11 protein-coding genes are annotated in these 14,167 nt (G+C 56.1%); 8 read left to right on the forward strand and 3 right to left on the reverse strand.

Annotated elements, in window-relative coordinates:
• Positions 1 to 74 precede the first annotated feature (74 nt).
• A complete protein-coding gene (gene dnaJ / locus ACIGG6_RS08800; protein ID WP_083023369.1) occupies positions 75 to 1,229 on the forward strand; it encodes a molecular chaperone DnaJ in 1,155 nt (384 codons plus the stop codon).
• A gap of 68 nt (positions 1,230 to 1,297) precedes the next feature.
• Here dnaJ and ACIGG6_RS08805 read toward each other — a convergent pair whose 3' ends face one another.
• Positions 1,298 to 2,242: an HNH endonuclease gene (locus ACIGG6_RS08805; protein WP_399843971.1), complete on the reverse strand. Its 945-nt coding sequence runs from the start codon at positions 2,240 to 2,242 to the stop codon at positions 1,298 to 1,300.
• A gap of 172 nt (positions 2,243 to 2,414) precedes the next feature.
• On the opposite strand from ACIGG6_RS08805, the gene ACIGG6_RS08810 reads away from it, so the two are divergent.
• Together ACIGG6_RS08810 and dapB are read left to right on the forward strand one after the other, a co-directional pair.
• The gene (locus tag ACIGG6_RS08810) at positions 2,415 to 2,696 is read left to right on the forward strand and encodes a DUF2218 domain-containing protein (RefSeq protein WP_399843973.1); all 282 of its coding nucleotides are present in this window, start codon (positions 2,415 to 2,417) and stop codon (positions 2,694 to 2,696) included.
• A gap of 115 nt (positions 2,697 to 2,811) precedes the next feature.
• The gene (gene dapB / locus ACIGG6_RS08815; RefSeq protein ID WP_399843974.1) at positions 2,812 to 3,618 is read left to right on the forward strand and encodes a 4-hydroxy-tetrahydrodipicolinate reductase; all 807 of its coding nucleotides are present in this window, start codon (positions 2,812 to 2,814) and stop codon (positions 3,616 to 3,618) included.
• Positions 3,619 to 3,817: 199 nt separating this feature from the next.
• Here dapB and ACIGG6_RS08820 read toward each other — a convergent pair whose 3' ends face one another.
• Positions 3,818 to 5,176 carry an NCS2 family permease gene (locus ACIGG6_RS08820; RefSeq protein WP_399843975.1) on the reverse strand — a complete coding sequence of 453 codons (1,359 nt, stop codon included), beginning with the start codon at positions 5,174 to 5,176 and terminating at the stop codon, positions 3,818 to 3,820.
• Positions 5,177 to 5,742: 566 nt separating this feature from the next.
• On the opposite strand from ACIGG6_RS08820, the gene carA reads away from it, so the two are divergent.
• From carA to greA, 3 genes are all read left to right on the forward strand, one after another.
• Positions 5,743 to 6,888, forward strand: a complete 1,146-nt coding sequence (gene carA, locus ACIGG6_RS08825; RefSeq protein WP_399844019.1) for a glutamine-hydrolyzing carbamoyl-phosphate synthase small subunit — start codon at positions 5,743 to 5,745, stop codon at positions 6,886 to 6,888.
• A 75-nt stretch (positions 6,889 to 6,963) separates the two neighbouring features.
• Positions 6,964 to 10,194, forward strand: a complete 3,231-nt coding sequence (gene carB, locus ACIGG6_RS08830; protein ID WP_399843976.1) for a carbamoyl-phosphate synthase large subunit — start codon at positions 6,964 to 6,966, stop codon at positions 10,192 to 10,194.
• On the forward strand, positions 10,191 to 10,667 hold the full coding sequence (gene greA, locus ACIGG6_RS08835; protein WP_044629467.1) for a transcription elongation factor GreA: 477 nt from the start codon (positions 10,191 to 10,193) through the stop codon (positions 10,665 to 10,667). Before carB ends, greA begins: the two co-directional genes overlap by 4 nt.
• Before the next feature lie 102 nt (positions 10,668 to 10,769).
• Here greA and yhbY read toward each other — a convergent pair whose 3' ends face one another.
• A complete protein-coding gene (gene yhbY / locus ACIGG6_RS08840) occupies positions 10,770 to 11,096 on the reverse strand; it encodes a ribosome assembly RNA-binding protein YhbY (RefSeq protein ID WP_062360548.1) in 327 nt (108 codons plus the stop codon).
• 114 nt (positions 11,097 to 11,210) lie between these two features.
• Between yhbY and rlmE the strand changes: the two genes are divergently transcribed.
• Together rlmE and ftsH are read left to right on the forward strand one after the other, a co-directional pair.
• Positions 11,211 to 11,858: a 23S rRNA (uridine(2552)-2'-O)-methyltransferase RlmE gene (gene rlmE, locus ACIGG6_RS08845; RefSeq protein ID WP_044629468.1), complete on the forward strand. Its 648-nt coding sequence runs from the start codon at positions 11,211 to 11,213 to the stop codon at positions 11,856 to 11,858.
• A 227-nt stretch (positions 11,859 to 12,085) separates the two neighbouring features.
• Positions 12,086 to 14,083 carry an ATP-dependent zinc metalloprotease FtsH gene (ftsH, locus tag ACIGG6_RS08850; RefSeq protein WP_253501983.1) on the forward strand — a complete coding sequence of 666 codons (1,998 nt, stop codon included), beginning with the start codon at positions 12,086 to 12,088 and terminating at the stop codon, positions 14,081 to 14,083.
• Positions 14,084 to 14,167 lie beyond the last annotated feature (84 nt).

A 14,167-nucleotide genomic window follows, 5' to 3' on the forward strand; every position in this document is an offset into this window, starting at 1 on the left:
GAGGCAACTCCCGCGTTGCTGTTTCCGCGGCCGAGACGCCTATAGTGCGTAGCTAACCAGGAGGCGTAGGACCCATGTCCAAACGCGATTATTACGAAGTCCTGGGTGTCGAAAAAGGGGCCGATCAGAAAGAGATCAAAAAGGCCTATCGCCGTCTGGCGCAAAAATTCCACCCTGATCGAAACCCGGACGATAACACCGCAGCGGAAAAGTTCCGTGAAGTGTCGGAAGCCTACGAAGTCTTAAGCGATGGCGAGAAGCGCGCGGCCTACGACCAGTTCGGTCACGCCGGTGTGGATGGCCAGGGCGGCGGCTTTGGCGGTGGTGGCTTCGGCGGCGGTGGCGCTGGCGATTTCAGCGACATCTTCGGCGATGTGTTTGGCGATATTTTCGGTGGCGGCGGTGGCCGTCGTCGTGGGCCCAACGCACCCGCCCGCGGTTCCGACCTGCGCTACAACCTAGAGCTGGATCTAGAGAGCGCGGTGGCGGGCACCACGGTGGATATTCGCGTCCCGCGCCATATCGAGTGTGACCGCTGTGATGGTGGTGGCGCCGAGCCAGGCTCCACCAAAGAGACTTGCCCCACTTGCCACGGCCACGGCCAGGTACGTATGCAGCAGGGCTTCTTTGCGGTCCAGCAAACCTGCCCCACCTGCCACGGCAGTGGCCAGCACATTAAAGTGCCGTGCCACAAATGTAACGGCGAAGGCCGCGTGCGCGAAACCCGCACTCTCTCGGTGAAGATTCCGCCGGGCGTGGATACCGGCGACCGCATTCGCCTCAATAGCGAAGGTGAGAGCGGCGTCAACGGCGGCCCAGCGGGCGATTTGTACGTTCAGGTCGCCATCAAGCCGCACCACATCTTCAAACGCGATGGTAAGCACCTGCAGTGCGACGTGCCGATCAACTTTGTTGATGCAGCGTTAGGTGGCGAGCTGGAAGTGCCCACGCTGGATGGTCGCGTGAAACTGAAGATCCCGCCGGAAACCCAAACCGGCAAGCTCTTCCGCCTGCGCGGTAAAGGCGTGAAGCCGGTACGCGGCGGTGCCCCCGGCGACCTGCTGTGCAAAGTAGTGTTGGAAACGCCCGTCAACCTCAACGACGAGCAGAAAGACCTGCTTCGCCAGCTGCAAAAGAGCTTTGATGACAGCAATAGTCATAGCCACTCGCCGAAGAAGACCGGCTTCTTCGACAGCGTGAAGAAGTTCTTTGAAGAGATGAAGCCGTAAGGGTGGTATAGCGTCACTACATAAAACGCCTCAGCACTTCAGTGTGCTGGGGCGTTTTTGTATCTGCTTCAGCGCAAAAGGTGATCCATTCGCCACGCTAAGGCCTGTTGATCGGGCTGCCAGCGTTTGGCTCGGGGCAGCACCACCGCTTGACCATGCAACTGCTGAAGCCATGCGTTATCTGGCATAAAGTCATCAAGAATTGGGCTGACATGCCATTTATGGTCCGGCCCCGGCGCGATCAATCGGTTATCCATCGCCCAGTGTAAATTGGGCGTCAGTGCTAAGCCATTTGTAGGGCGGTCGTCGTAGCTTTCGGCGAAAGGAATTAAGTGGGCGGCTTCTACCAGATAACGGTAGTCTGGCGTGATAAAGCGCAAACGAGTGGCGGCACAGCGGTAGTCGTAGGCTTCCAATACCAGAGTGCGAAAAGCGGCTGAGCGTGCCTGCTGTTGATGTGTCTCCTTAACTTCGCCCACTAAGCTATCGGGGTGCTTTTCGTAATCGCCGCTCTCTAGTGCATTGGCTAAATAGGTGTTCAGCGCGTGCTGCTGAGGATCTTCAGCGAAATAGTGCGCTACGATCAGTGCGCTGGCGTTATGAGCCATTTGTTTATTCTGAAAGGCACTAAATAGAGCGCTATCTAGCACTGCCTGTGTGAAGAGTGCCTTTAAACCCTTAAGCGATTTAGGCTGGCCTAAGCTATTGGCAACGTGAGCGATGCTGCTATCAAACACCGGCTCCCAAAGTGCGCCAGAAACGCCTTGGTCGCCCTTTAGGTGCCAAAGTGGCAGGTGAGGGTTAGCCGACTGACGGTCGCCGGTGGCGGCTTCATACAAATCGAAATAACGCGCTAGTAGCCGGTCATCAATGGCAACCGTCGGCGTGTTAATGTGCCCGTTTTGGATTTCACAAATAATCGCCAGCAGTAAGCAGGGCTTATTCGCTGCTAGTCGGCCTCGGCTGCGGCCTACCCGTAGGGCGGTCAGGCTTTTTAGCGTCTCATCTGTCATTGTTGTCTCTAAAATTGCTTAGGCTTGGTTGGAGATTACCACGGCTTTTGATAGTAAGGGCAGTGAGTAGCCGAACACACCGTTGCAAGGAATTCTCATTCGCTGCTTGGCTCTTTTCGCTGTGAGGATTAGGCTAGTAGATAATCACTTCTATTAAATTGGAGAGAGCCGCATGCCTTTATCCCGAGCAGAAATTGCCACCCCATCCGGCGCGCGGTTGATCAACCGCCTGTGTAAACACTGGGCGCATAAGCTTGAGGTGGAGCACAGTGAACAGGACGCCAAGATCGTGTTTGCCAGCGGTACTTGCCTGATGCACGCCGAACCTGATCGGCTACTGGTCTCCATCGAAACCCTGGAAGAAGAGCACTTGGACCAGCTAGAGGGCGTGGTCGAGAGCCATCTAATGCGTATGGCGAAAGACGAGCCGCTGGAGATTGTCTGGGAAAATTGAAAGTGCATGAAGGGCGCTGCCGTTAGCGCCGCATCGCTAAGGGTGGTCTGCTATAATCGCGGCCACCTTTTTTTGTTTCTAGTTGATGCCAAATAGCGCACGCGTAGGAGTTTCCATGACCCGAATTGCCATTGTAGGCGTAGCTGGCCGCATGGGCCGCACGTTAGTCAACGCCGTTGAGCAACAGGCTGATGCCTCGCTTGCAGGCGGTATTGTGGAGCCGGGCAGCTCCCTGGCCGGTGCTGATATCGGCGAGCTGGCAGGTGTGGGTAAGCGTGGTGTGGCCGCCGTGGATTCGCTCGACGCCATTGTGGATGACTTCGACGTGCTGATCGACTTCACTGCGCCCCAAGTTACCTTGGCGAATCTGGCATTTTGCGCCGAGCACGGTAAGCGCATTGTGATTGGCACCACCGGTATGAACGATGAAGAGCTGGCCGAGCTAGATAGCTACCGCGATAAAGTGGCCATGGTGTTTGCCCCCAACATGAGCGTGGGCGTGAACCTGACGCTCAAACTACTGGAAACGGCGGCCAAAGCCCTGGGCGATGAAGGCTACGATATTGAGGTGATTGAGTCCCACCACCGCCATAAAGTCGATGCGCCTTCCGGCACGGCCATTAAAATGGGCGAAGTGGTGGCCGAAAGTTTGGGCCGTACCTTGAAAGAGCACGGCGTGTTCGAGCGGGTAGGGCAGTGCGGCCCGCGTACTGATAAAGAGATTGGCTTTGCTACCGTGCGGGCGGGCGATATCGTGGGCGAGCATACCGTCATGTTCGCCACCGAAGGCGAGCGCATCGAAATCACTCATAAAGCTTCCAGCCGTATGACGTTCGCCAAGGGTGCCGTGCGTGCTGCCCGCTGGGTGGCCAATCAGCCCCACGGTCGCTACGACATGCAAGATGTATTGGGCTTGGAGTAATGAGGTAGGACAGCACGCAGCCTCTCGATATGTGTAGTGCTGGCTGCAGAGCGTAATGTTATGGGTTGCCTCTGAGCCTGCCCGCAGGGTGAGTCGTATGGACTCACCCTTATTTTTGAATGGGCTTTTAGTCTAAATGTGGCTGCGAACAGGACAGAGTGCTGTTTTTGGCTGAGCTGTCAGTAGTTAGAAGAGCGAGCTACTGTGCGGTTAGCAGCATAACCACCGCAAGCAGGGCTGAGGCCCACATGGCAGGCTTGATTTCGTTTAGCTTACCGGTCGCCAGCCGGATCAGCACAAAGCTGATAAACCCAAAGGCAATGCCAAGCGTGATGGAGTAGGTCAGCGGCATTAATATGATGGCCAGAAAGGCTGGGAAGGCTTCTTCAAGACGGCTCCAGTCGATCTTTCCAATGGGCGCCATCATAAACAGCCCGACCAGCACCAGGGCTGGCGCCGTAGCGATACTGGGGACTAAAGACAGCAGCGGAGAGAGAAACAGGAAGGGTAGAAACAGGACGCCAATAACCACGGCGGTGAGCCCTGTACGGCCCCCCTGGGCAACGCCCGCTCCGGATTCGATGAAGGTTTGCGCAGCGCTGGTGCCGAGTGGAGCTGCAATCATTGAGGCGAAAGCATCTACCGTCATGGAGCGCTTAAGGTTGCGAGGATTGCCGTTGGCATCCTTGAGATCCGCAGACTCAGACAAGGCCATAAAGCAGGAGAGTGAGTCGAAGAAGTTAGTGAACAGCATCACGAAAATGAAAGGCAAGTAAGCCACTTTGAGGGCGCCTAGGATGTCGACCTTCATGACCGCTGAGAAGTCCGGCCATGAGGCGAGGCCTTGCCAAACCACTAATACTTCGTCACTCCACAAACGCCCCATAGGGGCTGCCAGCAAAGTGGTTAAGGCGATGCCTAAAATCAGCGCACCATTGAAACCACGTATTACCAAGATTGCCGTGACCATCAGGCCGATAAAGAAGGTGATGAGGCTTGCGTCTAGTTCACCGAGGCTAACCAGGGTTGCTGGATTAGCAACGATAAACCCAGCATTCTTGAGTCCAATAAAGGTGATGAATAGGCCTATGCCGCAGGTGATGGCATAGCGTAATGAGGCAGGAATGGCCTCGATAATCGCTTCGCGAACGTTAAATAGCGCTAGAACCGCGAACAACACCCCCGACCAAAATACGCATCCTAGAGCAACCTCCCACGACAGCCCTGCGCCAAGCACCAAGGTATAGGTGAAAAGAGCATTCATGCCCATGCCAGGGGCGACCAGAATCGGGTTACGAGCGTAAAGGCCCATCGCTAAGCTACTGAAAAAGCTGATAACGACTGTGGCGGATAGGGCCGCAGAGAAAGGGATGCCAGCATCAGATAAGATGGCTGGATTGACCACGATGATATACATCCCGGCCAGGAACGTCGCAATGCCTGCCAGCACTTCGGTCTTCACCGAGGAGCCGCGGCGGCTGACATTGAAGTAATGATCCAGGCTGGTTGTAGCCTGAGTGGGTGGTGAACCGGAATACGGCGTAGGGCTTTGTGGCATGAGGATATTCTCTTTGTATTTATTGGATGAGCTATCGACAATAACAATTTTGACCAATTGGTCAACTAAGGAGAAGCGTAGACAAAAAAATAGTAGGAGGACAACCAAATATATTAATTTCGTATACGAAAATGCTTTCGGAACGTATTAGCGGCCTAACGGGCATGACATGCTGATTGCGAAAGTAAAACGTTATGCATAACGTCATCGGTAGTTTTGGGGCTAGCCGAAAGTCGAGAAATCCTGTAACATTCCAAAAATTTTGGCCCAGTGGCTGCAAAAAGCAGCAAAATATCTACAGTGAAGAGCTGTAGAGAGAGCACCGCGCTTGTTGCACTGGCCGTTAAGTGGGAAAAGTAGTCAGCTAAATGCTGCGCCATGGCTAACACCGTTATGAAGGCCAAGGAAAGAGAACAACAAGCGGGATGAAACCGATTTTTTATTGTCGGCTTCGTCCCGCTTTTTTACGACCCGACGTTTGCACGCAAACGCCGACAACCGGATCGCCGAGCCTGCGCCCACAGGCTCCCACCAGCATGGGAGAACTTGTCTTGAATAACCCCGCATTGAGCAAACCCGCGATATTGGCCCTGGAAGATGGCAGTGTGTTTCATGGAACTGCCATTGGCGCGGATGGAGTCACAAGCGGTGAGGTGGTGTTCAATACAGCCATGACCGGCTACCAGGAAATCCTCACCGACCCCTCTTACACCCGCCAAATCGTCACCCTGACTTACCCGCACATCGGCAACACTGGCATTAACTCTGAAGATGTAGAGTCCGCCTCGATTGCGGCAGCTGGCTTGGTAATTCGCGATCTCCCCCTGCTGGCCAGTAGCTTCCGTTCTGAGCAAACCCTCTCTGATTACCTGAAAAGCCAAAACGTGCTGGGTATTGCGGATATCGATACCCGCCGCCTGACGCGTATTTTGCGCGATAAAGGTGCCCAGAACGGTGCGATTCTGGCGGGTGCCGATGCAGAAGGTGAGGATGCCGTAGAGCGGGCGCTGGCGGCGGCGAAGGCGTTCCCAGGCCTGAAGGGCATGGATTTAGCCAAGGAAGTCTCGTGCAAAGAAGCGTACGAGTGGTCAGAAGGTGAGTGGACCTTGGGCGAAGGCTACGCGGATACCACCCAGGGCGAGCGCCCTTACCATGTGGTCGCGTTTGATTACGGCGTGAAGTTCAACATCCTGCGTATGCTGGCGGCGCGCGGCTGCCGCTTGACCGTGGTGCCGGCGCAAACGCCTGCGGCAGAGGTGCTGGCGATGAACCCGGATGGCGTGTTCCTGGCTAACGGCCCCGGCGACCCCGAGCCCTGTGACTACGCCATCAAAGCGATCCAGGAAGTGTTGGAAACCGACACGCCGGTGTTCGGCATTTGCTTGGGCCACCAGCTGCTGGCGCTGGCCTCCGGTGCCAAAACCGTCAAGATGGGCCACGGCCACCATGGTGCTAACCATCCGGTACAAGACCTAGATACCGGCACGGTGATGATCACCAGCCAGAACCACGGCTTTGCGGCCGATGAAGCGACCCTGCCGAGCAACGTACGTGCCACGCACCGCTCGCTGTTCGATGGCACCCTGCAGGGCATTGAGCGTACCGACCGCCCGGCGTTTAGCTTTCAGGGCCACCCGGAAGCCAGCCCTGGCCCGCGCGATGTAGCGCCGCTGTTTGATCGCTTTATCGCCATGATGCAGGCGCGCCGCTAAGTTAGCCGCGCTGCCTCTCATTGCCTAGTTACGCCGTTTTGATGCTCATCGTCACCACTTTTTGCGGGAACCGTTATGCCTAAGCGTACCGATATCAATAGCATTCTTATCATTGGCGCTGGTCCGATTGTCATCGGCCAGGCCTGCGAATTCGACTACTCTGGCGCTCAGGCGTGTAAAGCGCTGCGCGAAGAGGGTTACCGGGTTATTTTGGTCAACTCTAACCCGGCCACCATCATGACCGACCCCGCCATGGCCGATGCCACGTACATCGAGCCGATTACCTGGCAGGCGGTTGAGAAAATTATCGAAGTCGAGCGCCCGGACGCCATTCTCCCCACCATGGGCGGCCAAACCGCGCTGAACTGCGCGCTGGATCTTGAAAAACATGGCGTACTTGCTAAGTACAGTGTTGAGATGATCGGCGCCAACGCCGACGCCATTAATATGGCGGAAGACCGCGACCTGTTCGACCAAGCCATGAAGCGCATTGGCCTGGAGTGCCCGAAAGCCAAAGTGGCGCACACCATGGACGAGGCGTGGGAAATTCAGGCAGAGCTTGGCTTCCCGACGATTATTCGCCCTTCCTACACCATGGGCGGCTCCGGCGGCGGCGTGGCGTACAACAAGGAAGAGTTCGAAGAGATCTGTACCCGCGGTTTCGAGCTTTCTAACAACCACGAGCTGCTCATCGATGAGTCGCTGCTGGGTTGGAAAGAGTACGAAATGGAAGTGGTGCGCGACAAAAACGATAACTGCATTATCGTCTGCGCGATTGAAAACTTTGACCCGATGGGCGTACACACCGGCGACTCCATCACCGTGGCGCCGGCGCAAACGCTGACCGATAAAGAGTACCAGATCATGCGGGACGCGAGCCTCGCGGTACTGCGTGAGATCGGCGTAGAAACCGGTGGCTCCAACGTACAGTTTGGTATGGATCCGAAAACCGGTCGTCTGGTCGTGATCGAGATGAACCCGCGTGTGTCGCGCTCCTCGGCGCTGGCATCGAAAGCCACCGGTTTCCCGATTGCCAAGATCGCCGCGAAGCTGGCGGTGGGTTACACCCTTGATGAGCTTCAGAACGACATTACTGGCGGTCAAACGCCAGCGTCGTTTGAGCCGTCCATCGACTATGTCGTGACCAAAATTCCGCGCTTTACGTTCGAGAAATTCCCCCAGGCTAACGACCGCCTGACCACCCAGATGAAGTCGGTGGGTGAGGTGATGGCGATTGGCCGCACGTTCCAAGAGTCGCTGCAAAAAGCGCTGCGCGGGTTGGAAACCGGTAACGACGGCCTCGATCCGATCGTGACCGAATTCACCGATGAAGCCATGGCCCAAATCAAGGGCGAGCTGCAGGCGGCGGGTGCCGAGCGTATCTTCTTCGTGGCTGATGCTATGCGCGCTGGTATGAGCGTGGGTGAGATCTTTGCGCTGACCAACATCGACCGCTGGTTCCTGGTGCAGATTGAAGACCTGGTGCTAACCGAAAACGCTGTTGCTAAGCGTGCGCTGGCTGATTTCTCTGCCCGTGAGCTTTATCAGCTCAAGCGTAAAGGCTTTGGTGATGCGCGTTTAGCCAAGCTCCTGGGCGTGTCGGAAAAAGAGTTCCGCAAAACCCGCCAGGACGCAGGCATTCGCCCGGTGTACAAGCGCGTGGACACCTGTGCTGCCGAGTTTGCGTCGGATACCGCCTACATGTACTCCACCTACGAGGAAGAGTGCGAAGCGGACGTCTCTGATCGTCAGAAAATCATGGTGCTGGGCGGTGGGCCGAACCGTATTGGCCAGGGCATCGAGTTTGACTACTGCTGCGTTCACGCCGCCTTCGCCATGCGCGACGACGGCTATGAAACCATCATGGTCAACTGTAACCCGGAAACCGTTTCTACCGACTACGACACCTCTGATCGCCTCTACTTCGAGCCCGTCACGCTGGAAGACGTGCTGGAAATTGCCGATAAAGAGAAGCCGGTGGGCGTGATTGTACAGTTCGGCGGCCAAACCCCACTGAAGCTGGCTCGCGAGCTGGAAGCCGCAGGCGTGCCGATTATCGGCACCACGCCGGACGCCATTGACCGCGCTGAAGACCGCGAGCGCTTCCAGGTAATGATCGACAAGCTTGGCCTGAAGCAGCCGCCTAACGCCACCGCGCGCAGCTTTGAAGACGCCTTCGCCAAAGCTGAAAAAATTGGTTACCCCTTGGTGGTACGCCCGAGCTACGTTCTGGGCGGCCGGGCGATGGAGATCGTCTACGACGCCTCCGAGCTTGAAAACTACATGACTAACGCGGTGAAAGTCTCTAACGACTCGCCGGTACTGCTGGATCACTTCCTGAGCGCCGCGGTGGAAGTAGATATCGATGCGGTCTCAGACGGTGAGCAGGTCGTGATCGGCGGTATCATGCAGCACGTAGAGCAAGCGGGCGTTCACTCTGGCGACTCCGCCTGTGCGCTGCCGCCTTACTCGCTGCCCGCTGATGTGCAGGACGAGATGCGCGAGCAGGTCAAGAAAATGGCCGTGGAGCTGGGCGTAAAAGGTCTGATGAACGTGCAGCTCGCGTGGCAGGATGGCGAGATCTACGTGATCGAGGTCAACCCCCGCGCATCCCGTACTGTGCCGTTTGTTTCCAAGTGCATCGGCACCTCGCTGGCCCAGATTGCCGCGCGTTGCATGGCTGGTAAGACGCTGGCCGAGCAGGGCTTCGAACGTGAGATCGTGCCGCACTTCTATAGCGTCAAAGAAGCGGTCTTCCCGTTCAACAAGTTCCAGGGCGTTGACCCGATTCTCTCGCCGGAAATGAAATCCACCGGTGAAGTGATGGGCTCCGGCGATACCTTCGCGGAAGCCTTCTTCAAGGCGCAGCTAGGCGCGGGTGAAGCGATCCCAGCGCTGGATGGCGACCGTAAAGCGTTCCTGTCAGTGCGCGAACCTGACAAGCAGGGGATTATCGAAGTGGCCCGTTCTCTGCTAACATTGGGCTTCACACTTTGTGCAACACGCGGCACGGCAGCAGCGATTGAAGCCGCTGGGCTACCCGTGGAGCACGTCAATAAAGTCTACGAAGGCCGTCCCCATATCGTCGATCTGCTGAAGAACGACGAAATCGCCTACATCGTGAACACTACCGAAGGTCGTCAGGCAATTAACGACTCTTCGATCATTCGCCGTACTGCTCTCGCGCGCAAGGTGCCCTATGCGACCACCTTGGCGGGCGCTAATGCTGTTTGCATGGCGCTAGAGTACGGTAGGGAGATTACGGTGCGGCGCCTTCAGGATCTGCATGCAGGAGCAAGTCAATGAACAAGGTCCCGATGACGGTAGCGGGAGAAAAAAGCCTTCGCGAAGAGCTCAACCACTTGAAGGGCGAAGCTCGCCCTCAGGTGATTGCGGCCATCGCTGAAGCGCGTGAACACGGCGACCTAAAGGAGAACGCCGAGTACCACGCCGCCCGTGAACAACAGGGGTTTATTGAAGGCCGTATTCAGGAAATCGAGAGCAAGCTCTCTGGCGCCCAGGTGATTGATGTCACCAAGCTGCCGAAAACCGGCAAGGTGATTTTTGGGGTGACTGTGTCGCTCTTGAACCTGGATAGTGATGCCAGCGTTACCTATCGCATTGTTGGCGAAGATGAAGCCGACATTAAAGCGGGGCGTATTTCGGTCACTTCACCCATTGCGCGCGCGCTGATTGGTAAAGAAGAGGGCGATGTGGTGGTGGTGAAAACGCCCGGCGGCGACGTTGAGTACGAAATTGAGAGTGTTGAACACCTCTAATGTTGTGCGGATAGCGCCATAAAAAAGGCCCGATGCAGGTAGCTGCTTCGGGCCTTTTGGCTTAGCGGCGCTTGGCGCCGTGTCAGCATAGTACTGTGTGCGTTAGTGCCGCCCGTGATGGTTCTCGAAGCGGGTAACGTTGGAGAGCTTGGGGTTAGCCTTTGGGTTGCGGCGATAAAGCAGCGCCATTTTGCCAATGGTTTGCACCAGCTCGGCGTTGCTGTCAGCCAGCAGCTCGTTGATCATCGCAGCGCGGTCATCCCGTTCGGGCAGAGCGAGTTTCACTTTAATCAGCTCGTGATCATTGAGCGCGCGGCTGAGTTCTGCGAGCAAATTTTCGGAGACGCCGTTCTCAGAAACGGTGACCACTGGGTTCAAATGGTGGCCAATGCTACGAAATGCTTTCTTTTGTGCCTGTGACAAGCTCATGGTATCTTGCGGTATCCCGGTTAGCGCTTAACGTTCCATCTTACGGTGAAATGCCGCTAAGTGAAAGCAATCACGTGAACGCGCCCATCTCTTATTCCAGTGTCAGATTCCCACATGCAGCAAAAGCCTCCAAGCCGTAAACATTCAGTGAGCAAAACCAGCAATAACTGGAAGAAAGAACATTTTGACGACCAGTACGTGAAACAGAGCTGGCAGGATGGCTACCGCTCCCGGGCGAGCTATAAGCTGCTAGAGCTGGATGAGAAGGATAAACTGTTTCGTAATGGTATGACGATCATTGACCTGGGGGCAGCCCCTGGTGGATGGAGCCAAATCGCCGCCGAAAAAGTCGGGCCAGAGGGCGTGGTCATCGCCTCTGATATTCTGGAGATGGATGCGCTGGCAGGGGTGGACTTTATTCAGGGCGATTTTACCGAGGAGAGCGTACTTAACGCGATTCTTGAGCGTCTGGGAAATCGTCCGGTAGACCTTGTTATGTCGGACATGGCCCCCAATATGAGTGGTATGGCAGCCATCGATCAGCCACAAGCGATGTATCTTGTCGAGCTGGCGTTGGAGTTGGCCCGTGAAACGCTCTCGCCCAAAGGGCGGTTTTTGGTAAAGGTCTTCCAGGGGGAAGGCTTTGACGCCTACCTAAAAGAGCTGCGTGGCAGTTTTGACCGCGTGGTTACCCGCAAACCGGATGCCTCACGGGCTCGTTCTCGAGAAGTCTATTTTTTGGCGGAGGGCTTTCGCGGTTAGCCAGTGCTGGCAAGGCCCTGGTGGTATGGGCAAGTGCTATAGCAAAGATTTATCACCACGATTGCCAGACAGGCAAGCGTAAGGTGTGTCACATTATGTACATTGGACGAACGTGACACAGATGGCCCAAAGCCAAATGTGCTTTGGCAATGGTTGAACGTTAAGCTCTAGTGTAAGGTCAGAGTATTAGCGGTTAACTGACGGATTCTTGTAATGAGGGTAGCCCCTTGAACGATATGGCGAAGAACCTGATTCTGTGGTTGGTCATCGCGGCCGTTCTACTGACAGTGTTCAATAATTTCAGTACGGAAAGCGCACCACAAACCACTAACTACTCCCAGTTTGTGCAGCAGGTGCAAAATCAGCAGGTCCGCAGCGTCACGATTGATGGCTATACCATCAACGGTGAGCGCACGGATGGTTCGCAGTTCCAGACCATTCGTCCGGCGGCGGAAGATCCGAAGCTGATGGACGATCTGCTCAGCAATAACGTGACGGTCGTGGGTAAAGAGCCAGAGCAGCAAAGCATCTGGACGCGCCTGCTGATTGCCAGCTTCCCGATTCTGCTGATCCTGGCCATCTTTATGTTCTTTATGCGCCAAATGCAGGGCGGCGCTGGTGGCGGTAAAGGCGGCCCGATGAGCTTTGGCAAATCCAAGGCGAAGCTGCTCTCCCAGGATCAGATCAAAACCACCTTTGCAGATGTCGCAGGCTGCGACGAAGCGAAGGAGGAAGTAGAAGAGCTGGTCGACTTCCTGCGCGACCCCACCAAGTTCCAACGCCTGGGTGGCACCATTCCCCGCGGCGTACTGATGGTGGGCCCGCCTGGTACCGGTAAAACGTTGCTGGCCAAGTCCATTGCGGGCGAAGCCAAAGTGCCTTTCTTCTCTATTTCAGGCTCTGACTTCGTTGAAATGTTCGTTGGTGTGGGTGCATCCCGCGTTCGTGACATGTTCGAGCAGGCCAAGAAGCAGGCGCCCTGCATTATCTTTATCGACGAAATCGATGCTGTTGGCCGCTCGCGCGGTACCGGCATGGGTGGTGGTAATGATGAGCGTGAGCAGACGCTGAACCAGCTGCTGGTGGAAATGGACGGCTTTGAAGCCAACGAGGGCATTATTGTCATCGCCGCCACCAACCGCCCGGACGTTCTCGACCCGGCACTGTTGCGCCCAGGCCGTTTCGATCGTCAGGTGACCGTTGGCTTACCCGACATTCGTGGTCGTGAGCACATTCTTGGCGTTCACCTGCGCAAAGTGCCGCTGTCGGATGATGTGAAACCGCTGCTGATCGCGCGCGGTACGCCGGGCTTCTCCGGTGCGGATCTTGCCAACCTAGTGAACGAAGCCGCGCTGTTTGCCGCACGTCGTAATAAGCGTTTGGTTAGCATGGAAGAGCTGGAGCTTGCCAAGGACAAGATCATGATGGGCGCTGAGCGCAAATCCATGGTCATGACCGATAAAGAGAAGCTCAATACCGCTTATCACGAAGCAGGCCACGCGATTATTGGCTTGGTCATGCCTGAGCACGATCCGGTCTACAAGGTGACGATTATTCCCCGTGGCCGCGCGCTGGGTGTGACGATGTTCCTGCCGGAAGAGGATCGCTACAGCCTGTCGCGCCAGCAAATTATCAGCCAGATCTGCTCGCTGTTTGGTGGCCGTATTGCCGAAGAGATGACGCTGGGTGCTAACGGTGTGACCACTGGTGCATCTAACGACATCAAGCGTGCCACTGAGCTGGCTCACAACATGGTGGCCAAATGGGGTCTCTCGGATGAGATGGGCCCGATCATGTACGATGAGGACGAGTCTCACCAGTTCCTCGGTGGCCCTGGTCAGGGCGGCGGTAAGCTGAAATCTGGCGAAACCACCACGCGTCTTGATAAAGAAGTGCGCAAGATTATCGATGAGTGTTACGAGCAGGCGCGTCAGATTCTTCATGACAACCGCGATAAGCTGGATGCCATGGCAGAAGCGCTGATGAAGTTTGAAACCATCGACGCCAGCCAGCTTAAAGACATCATGGAAGGACGTGACCCGCGTCCGCCGGAAGGCTGGAACGACGGTGACTCCTCCGGTGGTGGAATGCGCGTCAGCGACGATAAGCCAGAAGCGAAAGCGGATGACCAAGCGCCTAACGCGTCAAGCGATGAAGGCGAAGAGGATGACGATGAGCCTCGCCGTCGTCCATCTGACCCGCTAGGTGGCCCTGCAGGTCCTTAATCAAGCCATACTGCTGGTGTTAGCAAAGGCGTCCCATATTGGGGCGCCTTTTTGTTATGCTGTGGGCCAATAGCAGTTACGTTT

Source organism: Vreelandella lionensis, assembly GCF_044543515.1.
Taxonomy (GTDB): domain Bacteria; phylum Pseudomonadota; class Gammaproteobacteria; order Pseudomonadales; family Halomonadaceae; genus Vreelandella; species Vreelandella lionensis.